The organism is Spirillospora sp. NPDC052269 (assembly GCF_040679435.1).
In the GTDB taxonomy this organism is placed as follows: Bacteria; Actinomycetota; Actinomycetes; order Streptosporangiales; family Streptosporangiaceae; genus Spirillospora.
Genome location: NZ_JBFAUU010000010.1, coordinates 40955 through 57123, shown reverse-complemented (window position 1 = coordinate 57123; position 16169 = coordinate 40955). Strand labels below are relative to the sequence as shown.

Sequence of the window (16169 nt, the reverse complement as noted above, 5' to 3'; positions counted from 1 at the left end):
AGCGGGGGAGGAGCCGGGAGGTTCGATGGGGCGGGGTCGACTGCGCGTCTACCTGGGGGCGGCGCCGGGCGTCGGGAAGACGTTCGCGATGCTGTCGGAGGGGCGACGCCGGCTGGAACGCGGCACGGACGTGGTCGTGGGATACGTCGAGACGCACGGCAGGCCCCGCACCGCGGAGCTCCTCGAGGGACTGGAGGTCGTGCCCCGCAAGAGCATGGAGTACCGGGGCACGACCTTCACCGAGCTCGACGTCGACGCGGTCATCGCCCGCCGCCCGAAGCTCGCGCTGGTGGACGAGCTGGCGCACACCAACGTGCCGGGCTCGGCGCGCGCCAAGCGCTGGCAGGACGTCCGGGCGATCCTGGACGCCGGGATCGACGTCGTCTCCACCGTGAACGTCCAGCACCTGGACTCGGTCAACGACGTGGTCGAGCGGATCACCGGCGTCCCGCAGCGGGAGACCGTGCCGGACGAGGTGGTCCGCCGCGCCGACCAGGTCGAACTGGTCGACATGACGCCGGACGCGCTGCGCCGCCGGATGGCGCACGGCAACGTCTACGCGCCCGAGAAGATCGACGCGGCGCTCGGCAACTACTTCCGGATCGGGAACCTGACCGCGCTGCGCGAGCTGGCGCTGCTCTGGCTCGCAGACAAGGTGGACGACCAGCTCGACCGGTACCGGGCCGACCACGAGATCCGGCGGACGTGGGAGGCCCGGGAGCGCGTGGTGGTGGCCCTCACCGGCGGCCCGGAGGGCGACACCCTGATCCGCCGGGCCGCGCGGATCGCCGCGCGGACCAAGGGCTCGGACCTGCTGGCCGTGCACGTCGCGCGCAGCGACGGCCTCACCGACGCCGATCCCGCCACGCTCGCCCGCCAGCGCACCCTGGTGGAGAGCCTCGGCGGAAGCTACCACCAGGTCGTCGGCTCGAACGTCCCGGACGCGCTGCTCGACTTCGCGCGCGGGGTGAACGCGACGCAGCTGGTGCTCGGCGCGTCCCGGCGCGGGCGCGCCGCGCAGCTGTTCTCGCGCGGCGTCGGCGTCACCACGACCGCGCAGTCCGGGCCGATCGACGTCCACCTGGTCACGCACGAGGAGGCCAACCAGGGCCGCCGCTGGAAGGCGCTGCGCACCACGTGGGGCGTCCCGCGGGAGCGGCGGCGGGCCGGGTTCGCGCTCACCGCCGTCCTGTTCCCGCTGCTCACGTTCGTCCTGGACCGGACGCGCTCGGAGTTCTCGCTCGCCAGCGACATCCTGCTGTTCCAGGCGGCGGTCGTCGGCGTCGCGCTGTTCGGCGGGTTCTGGCCCGCGCTGTTCGCGGCGGTCGGCGGGTCGCTGTTGCTGAACTACTACTTCACACCGCCCGTCTACGAGTTCACCATCAACGAGCCGGAGAACATCCTTCAGCTGGTGGTGTACGTGATCGTCGGGCTGACCGTGTCGACCGTCGTGGACGTCACCGCGCGCCGGGGCCGCGAGGCCGCCGCGGCCCGCGCGGACGCCGAGGTGCTGTCCACGCTCGCGGGCGACATCCTGCGCGGCGGGGACGACCGTCCGCTCGCCGCGATCCTGGAACGGCTGCGCGAGACGTACGGGCTCAGCGCCGTGACGCTGCTGGAACGCACCGCGCAGGACGGTCCGGACGACAACCGCGACCCGTCCAGCTGGACGATCGTGGCGACCACCGGCGGCGCGCCGTGCACCACGCCCGACGAGGGCGAGGCGGACGTGCTGCTGGACGACGGGGCGCTCGCGCTGGTGCTGCGGGGCCGGACGCTGCCCGCCGAGGACCGCCGGATCGTGGAGGCGTTCGCGGCGCAGGCGGCGGTCGCGCTGCGGCAGCGGCGGCTCGCCGAGGCCGCCGAGCAGGTCCGGCCGCTGGAGGCCGCCGACCGGATGCGGACGGCGCTGCTCAACGCGGTCAGCCACGACCTGCGCACCCCCCTCGCCTCGGCGAAGGCGGCCGTCGAGTCGCTCCGCAGCCCGGACGTGACCTGGTCGATCGAGGACCAGGACGAGCTGGCCGCGACCGCCGCCGAGTCGCTGGACCGCCTGGACCGCCTGGTGGTGAACCTGCTCGACATGAGCCGCCTCCAGGCCGGGTCGCTCGGCATGGCGCCGGTCCCGGTCGCCGCCGAGGACGCCGTCGCGCGCGCCCTGGACGACCTCGGCGACGCGCCGGTCGACATCCGCGTCCCGGCCGGGCTGCCCGAGATGCTCGCCGACCCGGCGCTGCTGGAGCGGGTGCTGGTCAACCTGGTCTCCAACGCCGTCCGGCACAGCCCGGCGGGCGCGAACGTGCTGGTCACCGCCAGCGCGCTCGCGGACCGGCTCGAACTGCGCGTGATCGACCGGGGCCCCGGCATCCCGGCCGGGGAGCGCGACCGCGTCTTCGAGCCGTTCCAGCGGCTCGGCGACCGCGACAACCACACCGGCGTCGGGCTCGGCCTCGCGCTCTCCCGCGGCCTGGCCGAGGCGATGGACGGCTCGATCACCATCGAGGAGACCCCCGGCGGCGGCCTCACCATGGTCCTCACCCTGCCCACCGCGCGGGCGAGCACCACCCCCTCGGCCGTCCCCTCCCCGGCCACCGACCCGGCCACCGCGGACCCGCTCATGCTCGACCGCGTGGCCGCCTTCCGGCACCGCCGCGAGGACGACAGGGAATCATCGAACGAACGGGGACAACGATGACGCGCGTCCTTGTGGTGGACGACTCACCGCAGATCCTGGCGACGCTCCGGCTCAACCTGCGCGCCAGGCACTACGAGGTGACCGTGGCGACCGGTGGCGGGCAGGCGCTCACCCGCGCCGCCGACTGGCATCCCGACCTGGTCATCCTCGATCTCGGCCTGCCCGACCTGGACGGCGTGGAGGTGATCCGGGGGCTGCGCGGCTGGAGCCGCGTCCCGATCATCGTGCTGTCCGGACGCGCCGGGTCCAAGGACAAGGTCGACGCGCTCGACGCGGGCGCCGACGACTACGTCACCAAGCCGTTCGGCGTGGACGAGCTGCTCGCCCGCATCCGCGCCATCACCCGCCGCGCGCCGCTCGACGAGGACCATCCGTCCGTCCGGCTGGGCCGCCACACGGTCGACCTGGCCCGCAAGACCGTCACGGCTGGCGACGAGTCGCGGACGCACCTCACACCGACCGAGTGGGGGATCCTGGAGCTGCTGGTCAGGAACCCCGGCAAGCTCATCCCGCAGCGGCAGCTGCTCACCGAGGTGTGGGGTCCGGCCCACGTCAAGGAGACCCACTACCTGCGCGTCTACCTGGCGTCCCTGCGCCGCAAGCTCGAGGACGACCCGTCCCGCCCGCGCCACCTGATCACCGAACCGGGCATGGGCTACCGCTTCGAGCCCTGAGGCCTCGACCGGGCCGCGCCTCCGCCTCCTGTGAAGGACGTGTCAGGACCGCGGCGCGGGCCGTTCGGAACGCGTTAAGACCCGCCTCACAAAGCCCCCACAAGGTGCACGATCGGCATGGAACCGGCAAATGGTGCCGGTAAGGAGAGTGCGTGGTGGAGCTCGTGGGTGACGGCGCCGAGGAACGGCACCGGCTCGGAGTGGTCGGCGGCCTGGCCGCCCTGTCGCTGGACGCGATGGCGTCGGTGGCGTACGGCCCGGAGGCGATCGTCCTGGTCCTGGCCCTGGCCGGGGGAGCGGGGATGGGGTTCACCCTCCCGGTGACGCTCACCATCGCCGGGCTGCTGGCGGTCCTGACGGTGTCCTACCGCCAGGTGATCGCGACCTTCCCCGAGGGCGGCGGCGCGTACGGGGTCGCCAAGCGGTACCTCGGACGCCGGTCGTCGCTGGTCGCCGCCGCGTCGCTCGTCGTGGACTACGTGCTGAACGTCGCCGTGTCGGTCGCGGCCGGGGTGGCGGCGCTGACCTCGGCCGTCCCGGAACTGCTGCCCTACACGCTGTGGCTCTGCCTCGGTGTGCTGGCGCTGATCACCGCGATCAACTACCGGGGCATCGCCGACAGCGCCCGGCTGTTCGTCGCGCCGACGGTCGTCTACGTCGGCGCGATCCTGGCCGTGGTCGCCGCCGGGCTCCTCCGCGACCACGCGGTGGTGTCCGAGCACGCCGTCCAGGCGCAGGCGGACGGCCTGAAGACGGTCGGCGTCCTGCTGCTGCTCAAGGCGTTCGCGAACGGCTGCGCCGCGCTGACCGGCGTCGAGGCGATCGCCAACGCCGTCCCGTCGTTCAAGAGGCCGCGCGTGCGGCGCGCCCAGCACGCCGAGGTCGCGTTGGGCGGCCTGCTCGCGGTCATGCTGATCGGCATCGCCGTGCTCATCGAACGGTTCTCCATCCGGCCGGTCCCGGGCGTGACGGTGCTGTCCCAGGTCACCGAGGCGTCCCTCGGGCACGGCGTGATGTTCTACGTGGTGCAGTCCGCGACCGTGGTGCTGCTGGCGCTCGCCGCGAACACCTCGTTCGGCGGGCTGCCCGTCCTCGCCCGGCTGCTCGCGTCCGACAACAACCTGCCGCACCTGTTCGCGCTGCGCGCGCGGCGGCAGGTGCACCGGTACGGCATCGGCTTCCTCGCGCTCACCTCGGCCGCGCTGCTCGTCGCGGCGGGCGGCGACATGAACACGCTCGTCCCGCTGTTCGCGATCGGGGTCTTCGTCGGGTTCACCCTGTCCCAGGCCGGGATGGTGCGGCACTGGTGGACGGACCGTCCGCGCGGCTGGCAGGGCCGGCTCGCCCTGAACGGGTTCGGCGCGCTGCTCACCGGCGTCGCCGCCGTGATCGTCACCGCCACCAAGTTCCTGGAGGGCGGCTGGCTCATCCTGCTCATGCTCCCGGTGCTCGTGCTGGTCATGGAGCGCGTCCACCACGCCTACGACCGGATCGGCGAGCGGCTCGGCCTCGGGCACGTCCCGTCGCCGCCGCGGCCGGGACGGGCCCTGGTCGTCGTGCCGGTCGGCGGGGTCAGCACGCTCACCCGGCAGGCCCTCGCCGCCGCCCTCAGCCTGGGCGACCGGGTGGTCGCGGTCCGCGTCGTCCACCCGGACGAGGAGGGGGACCGTGTCCGTTTCGTGGAGGAGTGGGAGCGCTGGAACCCGGACGTGGAGCTCGTGGTGATCTCCGACGCGCGGCGCCGTCTCGTCGAGCCGATCGTCGAGTACGTCCGCGGCGTCCGCGGGAAGCAGGTGTTCGTCCTGATCCCCGAGGTCGAGCCCGAGCATGTCTGGGAGCGCGTCCTCCAGAACCAGCGCGGCGCGGTCCTCGCCCACGCGCTGCGCCGCGACACCGACAGCGTCATCTGCCGCATGAGGTTCCGCGTGGCCCCGCTGCCCGCGCAGGACCGCCGCAACCCGCAGCCCGTCCACTGACCCCCGGAGGAGGAAGAATCGTGATCGAGGGAATCGTGCTGGCCGTCGCCGGACTCGCGGTGCTGGTCAGCGGCCTGGCCGCGGCGTCCGGACGGCTGCGCCGCAACGCCTTCGTGGGCATCCGCACCCGCACGTCCATGTCCAGCGACGAAGCGTGGGCCATCGTGCACGACGCGGGCGGGCCGTGGATCACCGCGGCCGGCCTGGCGCTGCTGATCGGCGGCGTCGTCACGGCGACCGCGGGGTCGAACACGGTGCGGATGACGGCGACGCTCGTGAGCGTGGCCCTCTGCGTCCTGCTGACCCTGGTCGCCGTCTACATCGGACACACGGCCTACCGCGACCGCGTGCGCTGACCGAAGCCGCACGCCGCCGGGGGCGCTCGCTGGACCGCTCGTCCTGACACGTTCGTCCCGATTGGTTCACCCGCGCCCGGCATCCCGCCCCGATCGGTCGCGCCGGGCGCGCGTAAGGGGCCCGCCCGATGGAAAAGTCCCCGTTACCGAACGGGTTACGGAGGCGGCGATGGCCGGGACGGACGTCGGGGGCGGTGGGGCCGGAAGCGGAGCCGTGCTGCTGTCGCGCTGGCGCGCCTGGCTGCTGGAGGGCCTGACCGACCGCAGCGGCGTCCACCCGGGCCCGCACGGGAAGCTCCCGAAGGAGGACAAGGGCCACAGATGGTGGCGGGTCATGTGCCTGACCGGCGTCGACTACTTCTCCACGCTCGGCTACCAGCCCGGTATCGCCGCGCTCGCCGCCGGGCTGCTGTCCCCGATGGCGACGATCGTGCTGGTCGCGCTGACCCTGTTCGGCGCGCTGCCGGTGTACCGGCGGGTGGCGGCCGAGTCCCCGCACGGCTCGGGCTCGATCGCCATGCTGGAGCGGCTGCTGCCCTGGTGGGCGGGGAAGCTCCTGGTGCTGGTGCTGCTCGGCTTCGCCTGCACCGACTTCATGATCACCATGACGCTGTCCGCCGCGGACGCCTCGGCGCACTTCGTCGCCAACCCGCTCGCCCCGTCCGCGCTGCACGGCCAGAGCATGTGGATCACGCTGGTGCTGCTGGCCGCGCTCGGCGGGGTGTTCCTCAAGGGGTTCCGCGAGGCGATCGGCATCGCGGTCGTGCTGGTCGTGGTCTACCTCGGGCTCAACCTGGTCGTGGTGGCGACGGCGATCGGGCACGTCCTGACGCACCCGGTGCGGGTCGGCGACTGGTGGGACGCGGCGCGCGCCGCGCACTCCTCGCCGTTCGCCATGGTCGGCGTCGCGCTGCTGGTGTTCCCGAAGCTGGCGCTCGGCATGTCCGGGTTCGAGACCGGCGTCGCGGTGATGCCGCAGATCCGCGGGGACGGGTCGGACACCTACGCCAGGCCGGCCGGACGCATCCGGGAGACCCGCAAGCTGCTCACCACGGCCGCGCTGATCATGAGCGGCTTCCTCATCCTGTCCAGCTTCGCCACGACCGTCCTGATCCCGGCGGACGCGTTCAAGGCGGGCGGCCAGGCCAACGGCCGCGCGCTCGCCTACATCGCGCACGAGTACCTGGGCGGGGCCTTCGGGACGGTCTACGACGTGTCCACGATCGCGATCCTGTGGTTCGCGGGCGCGTCCGCGATGGCCGGGCTGCTCAACCTCGTCCCGCGCTACCTGCCCCGGTACGGCATGGCGCCGGAGTGGGCGGGCGCCGTCCGGCCGCTGACCCTGCTCTTCATGGCCATCGCCTTCCTGGTGACCTGGCTGTTCGACGCGAACGTGGACAAGCAGGGCGGCGCGTACGCGACCGGCGTGCTGGTGCTGATGCTGTCGGCCGCGTTCGCCTCGTGCGTCGCGACCTGGCACCGCGGACGCCACCGCGCGTCCGCCGGGTTCGGGCTGATCACGGCCGTGTTCGTCTACACCCTGTCCGCCAACGTGGTGGAGCGGCCGGACGGCATCAAGATCGCGTCGCTGTTCATCGCGGGCATCCTCGTCACCTCGTTCGCCTCGCGGGTGCACCGCGCGTTCGAGCTGCGCACCGGGACGGTCACGCTGGACCGGGAGGCCGGGCGCCTGGTGGACGCCGCCGCCGCGTTCGGCCCGCTGCGGATCATCGCCAACGAGCCGCAGGCCCGCGACCGCGAGGAGTACGCGCTCAAGGAGTGCGCGCAGCGCGACGACATCCCGATGCCGGACGAGCAGCACATCCTGTTCCTCGAGGTCACGTTGTCCGACTCGTCCGACTTCGGGGCGGATCTGGACGTGCAGGGCGAGGTGCTGCACGACTACCGGGTGCTCCGGGTCACCGGCCCGGTCGTCCCGAACACGATCGCCGCCGTCCTGGTGGCGCTGCGCGAGCGGACCGGCGTCCCGCCGAACGTCTACTTCGACTGGACCGAGGGGCCCCCGCTCAGCGAGCTGCTGAAGTTCCTGGTCTTCGGGGCCGGCGAGGTCGCCCCGGTGACCCGCGAGGTGCTGCGCCGCGCCGACCCGGACCCGTCCCGCCGCCCCCGCGTCCACGTCTCCTAGCGGCTCGGTCTCCTAGCGGTGCGACTTTCTGGCGCCCTGGTTCCCCGCCGGCCGAGGCTCTACCGCCTGCGGCTCCACTGCCCGGGGTTCCACCGGCCGAGGCTCCACCGCCCCGGGCTCCACCGGCTGGGGCTGCACCGGGCGGGGCTGCACCGGGCGGGGCTCCGGCCGGACGGCCGAACCGGTCTTCCAGCGCGTCCAGGGCATCTGCCAGTATCCGTACCCGTTCGTCCAGGCCAGGGGACGGTTCGTCCCCGTGACGATGACGACGTCGCCGCGCTGCGACCGGTTGTAGAACCAGGCCGCAGCCGCCGGGCCCGCGTTGACGCAGCCGTGGCTGACGTTCGCCCTGCCCTGCGAGCCGACGGACCAGGGCGCGGAGTGGATGTACTCGCCGCTCGCCGAGATCTGCACCGCGTACCGCACCTTGAGCTTGTAGTAGCGCGGGTCGCCGGGGTCGGTCACGCCCATCCACTCGGACGTCATGACCACCGGATCGCTCTTGCCCATGACCAGGTGGACGCCGTTGGTCGTGGTGTAGGCGGGCTTCCCGCCGCGTCCGGCGCTGATCGGCATGATCCGCACCACCCGGCCGTTCTCCTTCACGCGCATGCGGTGGGTGCGGGTGTTGACGACACTGATCCGGGCCCGTCCTACGCGGAAGCCGCGCGTCACGTTCTTCGCGCCCGGCACCCCGTTGTCCTGGACGTCCTTCAGCCGCGCGTCCAGCGTGATCCGCTCGCCGCTCGGCCAGTAGTGGCGCGGCCGGTACACGGCCTGCCGCGACGACACCCAGTACCAGCCGCCGGGAACGGGCTGCGACATCCGCACCATGAGGGCGCGCTCGACGTCCTCGCGGGACGACACCGGGCGGCTGAACGTCACGATGATCGGCATCCCGATCCCGACCACCTCGTCCTCGCGCGGCGTCACGGCCGAGATCCGGAACGTCCGGGCGCGCATCTCCTTCAGGCTGGGCGGGGACGGGGTGGAGCCGTCGTCGGTGGGGGCGGCGGCGGGCGTGGCGATCGCGTCGGCGCGGGCGAGCCCGCCGGACGCGTCGCCGCACCCGGTGAGCGCGGGCACGAGGAGGGCGAGCGCGGCGGCCTTCCACGGCGGGACGGCCAGGCCCGGGACGGCCAGGACACGGTGCAGCATGCGTACCTCGGGACGGTGTGAGGACCATCGGTGATCATCAGGTCACCGAAAGCGATGACCCTCGGCAAACTAGGGGTTGATCGGAATCGGGACGCCGCGGGCGGCCGAAGTCCCACGTCTCGATTGGATGACGACGCCGCGCGACCCGGCGGACGGCCCTCTCCGCTTCTCCCGCGTCCCTCGTCCGCAGGTCGGGCACGCCGCGGCACATCCCGGCCGAACCAGAGCGCGGGACACCTCTTTGGTAGATTTCGCCTGGGGGAGGCCATCATGGGGACGCGGGGCGAGCTCCGCATCTACCTCGGTGCGGCGCCCGGAGTCGGCAAGACGTACGCGATGCTCGGCGAGGCCCGTCGCCGCGCCGCGCGCGGCTCCGACGTGGTCGTCGGCTTCGTGGAGAGCCACGGACGCGCGCGCACCGCCGAGCAGATCGGCGATCTGGAGGTCGTGCCGCGCCGCACGCTGACCTATCGCGGCAGCGACTTCACCGAACTCGACGTCGACGCCGTCATAGCGCGCCGTCCCGAGGTCGTCCTGGTGGACGAGCTGGCCCACACCAACGTCCCGGGCTCGCGGAACGCCAAGCGCTGGCGCGACGTCGAGGAGATCCTGGACGCCGGGATCGACGTCATCTCCACGGTGAACATCCAGCACCTGGAGTCGATGAACGACGTCGTGGAGCGGATCACCGGGGCCCGGCAGCGGGAGACCGTCCCGGACGCGGTGGTGCGCCGCGCCGCCCAGGTCGAGCTGATCGACATGACCCCCGAGGCGCTGCGCCGCCGGATGGCGCACGGCAACGTGTACGCGCCGGAGAAGATCGACGCCGCGCTCGCCAACTACTTCCGTCCGGGCAACCTGACCGCGCTGCGCGAGCTGGCCCTGCTGTGGCTGGCCGACAAGGTGGACGAGGCGCTCGAGCGCTACCGCGGCCAGCACGGCATCACCGAGCCGTGGGAGGCGCGCGAGCGGATCGTGGTCGGCCTGACCGGCGGCCCGGAGGGCGACACCCTGGTCCGCCGCGCCGCCCGGATCGCCACCCGCGCCGGACGCGCCGACCTGCTCGCCGTCCACGTGGCCCGCGCGGACGGGCTGGCGTCCGGCGGGTCCGCCCGGGACCTGGACCGGCAGCGCGCGCTGGTGGAGGGCCTCGGCGGCAGCTACCACCAGGTCCTCGGCGACGACCCGGCCAAGGCGCTGCTGGAGTTCACCCGGGGCGTGAACGCGACGCAGCTCGTCCTCGGGTCGAGCCGCCGCCGGGGCTGGCAGTTCGTGTTCGGGCCGGGCGTGGGCGCGACGGTCGCGCGCGAGTCGTCCGAGATCGACGTCCACCTGGTCACGCACGAGCACGTCGGGAAGGGCCGCGGGCTGGTCAGCCTCGCGGGCAGCCCGCTCAGCGTCCGCCGCCGCGTCGCCGGATGGGTCATGGCGCTGCTCGGCCCGCCCGCCCTGATCGCCGTCCTGGACGCCGGCGACCGGCCGGGCCTGACCACCGACCTGATGCTGTTCCTGGCGCTGACCGTCCTGGTCGCGCTGGCCGGCGGGCTGTGGCCCGCGATCCTCGCGGCGGTCCTCGGGTTCCTGGCCGTGAACTGGTACTTCACGCCGCCGCTGCACACCCTGACCATCGCCGAGCCGCGCAACGCGCTCGGCCTGCTGGTGTTCGTCGCCGTCGCGGTGGCGGTCTCGTCGGTGGTCGACCTCGCCGCCCGCCGCACCCGGCAGGCCGCGCGCAGCGGCGCGGAGGCCGAGACGCTGAGCCTGCTCGCGACCTCCGTCCTGCGCGGCGAGAACGCGCTGCCCGCGCTCCTGGACCGCGTCCGCGAGACGTTCGGGGTGCGGGCGGTCGCGCTGCTGGAGCACACCGGCGACGGCTGGCGGACGCGCGGCGCGGTCGGCGCCGACCCGGCCGCCGATCCCGACGACGCGGAGGTGACCGCCGAGGTCGGGGGTGCGGACGGCGGCGCGTTCGGCGGCGAGGAGGGCGCGGAGACGGTGCTCGCGCTGTCCGGGCGGGTGCTGCCCGCGTCCGACCGGCGGGTGCTGTCGGCGTTCGCCTCGCAGGCCGGGGCCGTCCTCGCGTGGCGGCGGATGGCCGACGAGGCGGCCCGCGCGCGGCGGCTGGAGGAGGGCGACAAGATCCGCACCGCGCTGCTCGCCGCCGTCTCGCACGACCTGCGCACCCCGCTCGCGTCGATCAAGGCCGGGGTCAGCAGCCTGCGCGCCACCGACGTCCAGTGGGACCCCGACGACGAGGCCGAGCTGCTGGCGTCGGTGGAGGAGTCCGCCGACCGGCTGGACGGCCTGATCGGCAACCTGCTGGACATGAGCCGCCTCCAGACCGGCGTGGTCACCCCGCTGATCCGCCCGGTCGCGCTGGACGAGGTGCTCCCGCGCGCCCTGCTGAACGTCCCGGAGGACCGCGTCCGGATCGACGTGCCGGAGACGCTGCCGCCGATCGCCGCCGACGCGGGGCTGCTGGAGCGGGCCCTCGCCAACGTGGTCGAGAACGCCGTCCGGCACAGCACCGAGCCCGTCCTGGTCACGGCGGGGGAGCTGCGCTTCGGCCGCGAGCCGGACCGGGTCGAGCTGCGCGTCGTCGACCGCGGCCCCGGCGTCCCGAGCGCGGTGAAGGAGCGGATGTTCGCGCCGTTCCAGCGGCTCGGGGACGCGCCGAAGGGCGACGGCGTCGGGCTCGGCCTCGCCGTCGCGCGCGGCTTCGTCGCCGCGATGGACGGCGCCCTCACCCCCGAGGACACCCCCGGCGGCGGCCTCACCATGGTCTTCGGCCTGCCCATCGCCCCGGGCGGCCCCCCGGCCGCCCCGCCGGGCGTCCGCGAGGACCCCACCCGGTCCTGGGACGATCACGAGGGCCGGAACCCGACCGGCCAAGATGGTCGGAACCCGCCCGAACAAGACGGCCAGAACCCGAACGGGCGGGACGAGCGAGAGGACAGGACGTGACACGCGTTCTCGTCGTGGACGACGAGCCGCAGATCGTGCGCGCGCTGCGGATCAACCTGAAGGCGCGCGGCTACGAGGTGGACGCCGCGCCGGATGGCCGGACCGCGCTCGACCTCGCCGCGCGCCGCCACCCGGACGTGATCCTGCTCGATCTCGGCCTGCCCGACATGGACGGCACGGAGGTGATCCGCGGCCTGCGCGGCTGGCTGAGCGTCCCGATCATCGTGCTGTCGGCCCGCCAGGAGTCCGACGACAAGGTGGAGGCCCTGGACGTCGGGGCCGACGACTATGTCACCAAGCCGTTCGGGATGGCCGAGCTGCTGGCCCGGCTGCGCGCCGCCGTCCGCCGCTCCGCGCCGGTCGAGGAGGCCGCCGTCGTCCGGACCGACGCGTTCAGCGTGGACCTCGCCGCCAAGCGGGTCGAGCGGAACGGCGCGGACGTCCGGCTCACCCCGACCGAGTGGCACATCCTGGAGCTGCTCGTCCGCAACGCCGGGCGGCTCGTCAGCCAGCAGCAGCTCCTCCAGGAGGTGTGGGGCCCGTCGTACGCGAAGGAGACCAACTACCTGCGCGTCTACATGGCCCAGCTGCGCCGCAAGCTGGAGGACGACCCGTCCCACCCCAGGCACCTGATCACCGCCCCCGGCATCGGCTACCGCTTCGAGGCGTGAGCCCGACGGCCCCACGGGTCGCTAAGAACGCGTTAAGACGGATCGGGGCCGCGTCAAGACGGCGTTAGCGCGTCCGGAATGGCCCGTTTTACGCGGAAGCGTTCTGGTGTGCGAATCCCCCTGTCCAGGGCGCCCAAGCGCCTCCTCGTCGGCCGTCCGCTGCGCACCGAACAACTCGGTGAGACGCTGCTGCCGAAGAAGCTCGCGCTGCCGGTCTTCTGCAGCGACCCCCTGTCGTCCAACGCCTACGCCACCGAGGAGATCCTGCTCGGGCTCGGGCTGGGCGGGGTCGCGCTGCTGCACCTCGCGCCCTGGGTGGCGCTCGCGGTCATCGTCCTGCTCGCGGTCGTCGTGCTGTCGTACCGGCAGACCTGCCACGCCTACCCCGGGGGCGGCGGCGCGTACGCGGTGAGCCGCGCGAACCTCGGCGTGAACGCCTCGCTCGCCGCCGCCAGCGCGCTGCTGGTCGACTACGTGCTGACCGTCGCGGTGTCGGTCGCGGCGGGCGTCGCCAACGTGACCTCGGCGTTCCCGGCGCTGGTCCCGTACGCGGTGCCGATCTCGCTCGCGCTGGTCGCCGTCCTCGCGCTGATGAACCTGCGCGGCGTCAAGGAGTCCGGGACGGTCTTCGCGGTCCCGACCTACGGTTTCGTCGCGGTCGTCTACTTCATGATCCTCTGGGGCGCGCTGCGGATCGCGTTCGGCGGGACCCTGCGCGCCGAGTCCGCCCCGTTCGGCATCCACGCGCAGCACGGTTCGACCGGGCTGCTCGCGGTCGCGCTCGTCCTGCGCGCGTTCTCGCAGGGCTGCACCGCGCTGACCGGCGTCGAGGCGGTGTCGAACGGCGTCCCGAACTTCAGGCGGCCGAAGAGCCGGAACGCCGCCGCGACCCTCGCGATCATGGGCGTCCTGACCATCGTGATGCTCGCCGGGATCTCCCTGCTCGCCTTCCTCAGCAGGGTGCACATCACCGACGACCCGTCCCGGCTGGTCGGCGCGCCCGCCGGATACGAGCAGAAGACCGTGATCACGCAGGTCGCGGCGGCCGTGTCCGGCGGCGACCACACCCTGCTGTTCTTCCTGGTCGCCGGGTTCACCGCGGCGATCCTGGTGCTGGCCGCCAACACCGCCTTCAACGGGTTCCCGATCCTCGGGTCCATCCTCGGCGCGGACGGCTTCCTGCCCCGGCAGTTCTCCCGGCGCGGCGACCGGCTCGTCTTCAGCAACGGCGTCGTCATCCTCGCGCTGCTCGCGGGGCTGCTGATCTGGGCCTTCGACGCCAGCACCACCCGGCTGATCCAGCTGTACATCATCGGCGTGTTCGTGTCGTTCACGCTGTCCCAGGTGGGCATGGTCCGCCACTGGACGCGTGAGCTGCGCCTCTGCCCGCCCGGACGGCGCGGGCACGTCCGCCGCGCCCGCGTGATCAACGCGTTCGGCGCGATGCTCACCGGACTCGTCCTGGTGGTGGTGCTCGTCACCAAGTTCACCCACGGCGCCTGGATCGTGGTGATCGCGATGCCGGTGGTCTTCTGGATGATGAAGGCCATCCACCGGCACTACGAGCGCGTCGCCGTCGAGCTGACCCCCGGGGACGACGCCGTGGCGCTCCCCAGCCGCATCCACGCCGTCGTGCTGGTCTCCCGGCTGCACACCCCGGCGCTGCGGGCCCTGGCGTTCGCGCGCGCGTCCCGGCCGTCCACGCTGACCGCGGTCACGGTCAAGACGTCCGACGCCGAGGTGGACACCCTGCGCGCCGAATGGGCCGAACGCGACATCCCCGTCCCGCTGGTCGTCCTGGACTCGCCGTACCGGGACATCACCGGGCCCGTCCTGGACCACGTGGCGCGGCTGCGCCGCCGGTCCCCGCGCGACGTCGTGGCGATCTTCATCCCCGAGTACGTCGTCGGGCGCTGGTGGGAGCAGCTGCTGCACAACCAGAGCGCCCTGCGGCTCAAGGCCCGGCTGCTGTTCCGGCCGGGCGTCATGGTCATCAGCGTCCCGTGGCAGCTGGGCTCCGCGCGCACCGAACCCGAGCCCGACCCGCCCGGCTCCGCGGGAGCCGATCCGTCCGGCTCCGGGGGGACCGAACCGCCCGGCGCCGCGGGAACCGACCCGTCCGGCCCAGGCGGGGCCGCGGCGTCCGGCTCGGGCGAGACCGTGTCGTCCGGGTCCGGGGGATGATGGGGGTGACGGTGCCGTATCAGCGTTCCTGGGCCGGTTCTTTCGCCGACCGGATGCCTTAGGCTTCGAATCATGGACGAGCGAGCGGCCGGTACGACCACCTCCACCGCCGGGGGCGGGGCCCGGCCCAGTGGCCTGCGGCGATTCCTGCGGCGCATGGCCTCGAGCAAGGAGGAGCTGGAGGCCGAGGAGCTCCAGCGGTCGACCGGTGAGGAGGGGGCGACCCCCATCCACGAGTGCTCGGCCCGGCAGCGCGCCTGCGTGGCCGGTACGCTACGGACCGTGACACTGCGACCCCGAGGCGGAGCCCCGGCCCTGGAGGCCGAGCTCTATGACGGCACCGACGTTGTCAATCTGGTCTGGCTGGGCCGGCGCAAGATCGCCGGGATCGACCCCGGCCGGCGCCTGCGCGCCGAGGGGCTGGTCAGCCTCCAGGACGGCCGCAAGGTGATGTTCAACCCCCGCTACGAACTGCGGGGCGCGTGACATGGCGGCCGGCGAGAGCGCCGCGTCCGGCGACGCCCCGACACCCGGCCCCGGCCAGCCCCCCGGCCCCGGCCCGTCCGGCGCCGAGGCCGCGCCCGGCGCGGCCTCCGGCGGCGCGGGGCTCCTGACCGTCGAAGAGGTCATCCGCGCCCAGCTGACCAAGGTGTTCGGCGGGCGGCGCGGCGTGCTCGAGGGCGCGGTGCCCACGATCGCCTTCACCGGGGGCTGGGTCGTCACCCACGACCTGCGGCTGTCGCTGTACATCGGCGGCGGCTCGGCGCTGCTGCTGCTCGCGGCCCGCGTCGTCCAGCGGAGCACGCCCCAGTTCGTCCTCAACAGCCTGGTCGGCATCGCCATCGCGGCGTTCTTCGCGCTGCGCTCGGGCAAGGCGCAGGACGCGTTCCTGCCAGGCATGCTCTACTCCGGCGCCGTCAGCCTGCTCATGCTGCTGTCGATCGTGAGCCGCTGGCCGTTCGTCGGGTTCATGATCGGCGCGGCGAACCCCGAGGACCCGTTCGGCTGGCGCAAGGATCCGGCCATGGTGCGGGTGTGTACGCGGCTGTCCTGGCTGCTCATGCTGCCCGGGGTGCTGAAGCTGGCCTTCCAGATCCCGCTGTACCTGGCCGACCAGGTCGTCGCGCTCGGCGTGGCGAAGGTCGTGCTCGGCTGGCCCGCGTACGTGGGCGCCCTCGGCCTGGCGCTGCTGATGCTCATGCGCACGAGCACCCCGATGCAGGGCGGCGCGCTCCAGATCGCGGGCGCCACCGCCGAATCCGCTGCGGGGAACGCGTCCGGGCAGGTCCCGGACACGGCGCCCGCCGGTTCCATCGAACCTTCGGAAAGCTGACCGGATTCAGCC

At 73.4% G+C, this 16169-nt stretch carries 11 protein-coding genes; 10 read left to right on the top strand and 1 reads right to left on the bottom strand.

Features of this window, described 5'->3' with window-relative positions; translation table 11 throughout:
- Positions 1-25 precede the first annotated feature (25 nt).
- The 5 genes from AB0L06_RS22145 to AB0L06_RS22125 all read left to right on the top strand — a co-directional run bounded on the left by AB0L06_RS22145 (position 26) and on the right by AB0L06_RS22125 (position 7847).
- Positions 26-2695: an ATP-binding protein gene (locus tag AB0L06_RS22145; RefSeq protein ID WP_500232954.1), complete on the top strand. Its 2670-nt coding sequence runs from the start codon at positions 26-28 to the stop codon at positions 2693-2695.
- Positions 2692-3369, top strand: coding sequence for a response regulator (locus AB0L06_RS22140; RefSeq protein WP_500232953.1), 678 nt, complete (start codon positions 2692-2694; stop codon positions 3367-3369). Before AB0L06_RS22145 ends, AB0L06_RS22140 begins: the two co-directional genes overlap by 4 nt.
- A gap of 152 nt (positions 3370-3521) precedes the next feature.
- Positions 3522-5345 (top strand): APC family permease, encoded by a 1824-nt coding sequence (locus AB0L06_RS22135; protein ID WP_500232952.1) that lies wholly within the window; start codon positions 3522-3524, stop codon positions 5343-5345.
- A 20-nt stretch (positions 5346-5365) separates the two neighbouring features.
- Positions 5366-5701, top strand: a complete 336-nt coding sequence (locus AB0L06_RS22130; RefSeq protein ID WP_500232951.1) for an SdpI family protein — start codon at positions 5366-5368, stop codon at positions 5699-5701.
- A 169-nt stretch (positions 5702-5870) separates the two neighbouring features.
- Positions 5871-7847, top strand: a complete 1977-nt coding sequence (locus tag AB0L06_RS22125) for an APC family permease (RefSeq protein ID WP_500232950.1) — start codon at positions 5871-5873, stop codon at positions 7845-7847.
- Positions 7848-7859: 12 nt separating this feature from the next.
- Here the strand turns inward: AB0L06_RS22125 and AB0L06_RS22120 are convergent, their stop codons facing one another.
- Positions 7860-9005, bottom strand: a complete 1146-nt coding sequence (locus tag AB0L06_RS22120; protein ID WP_500232949.1) for a L,D-transpeptidase — start codon at positions 9003-9005, stop codon at positions 7860-7862.
- 270 nt (positions 9006-9275) lie between these two features.
- On the opposite strand from AB0L06_RS22120, the gene AB0L06_RS22115 reads away from it, so the two are divergent.
- The 5 genes from AB0L06_RS22115 (at position 9276) to AB0L06_RS22095 (ending at position 16157) form a co-directional block, all read left to right on the top strand.
- Complete coding sequence (locus tag AB0L06_RS22115) at positions 9276-11969, top strand: sensor histidine kinase (RefSeq protein ID WP_500232948.1); 2694 nt, start codon at positions 9276-9278, stop codon at positions 11967-11969.
- A complete protein-coding gene (locus AB0L06_RS22110; protein WP_500232947.1) occupies positions 11966-12640 on the top strand; it encodes a response regulator in 675 nt (224 codons plus the stop codon). The genes AB0L06_RS22115 and AB0L06_RS22110 overlap by 4 nt, the downstream gene beginning before the upstream one ends.
- A 108-nt stretch (positions 12641-12748) precedes the next feature.
- Positions 12749-14824, top strand: coding sequence for an APC family permease (locus tag AB0L06_RS22105; RefSeq protein WP_500232946.1), 2076 nt, complete (start codon positions 12749-12751; stop codon positions 14822-14824).
- A gap of 72 nt (positions 14825-14896) precedes the next feature.
- A complete protein-coding gene (locus AB0L06_RS22100) occupies positions 14897-15310 on the top strand; it encodes an OB-fold nucleic acid binding domain-containing protein (RefSeq protein WP_500232945.1) in 414 nt (137 codons plus the stop codon).
- Between the two features lies 1 nt (position 15311).
- A complete protein-coding gene (locus AB0L06_RS22095; protein ID WP_500232944.1) occupies positions 15312-16157 on the top strand; it encodes a DUF3159 domain-containing protein in 846 nt (281 codons plus the stop codon).
- Positions 16158-16169: the final 12 nt, after the last annotated feature.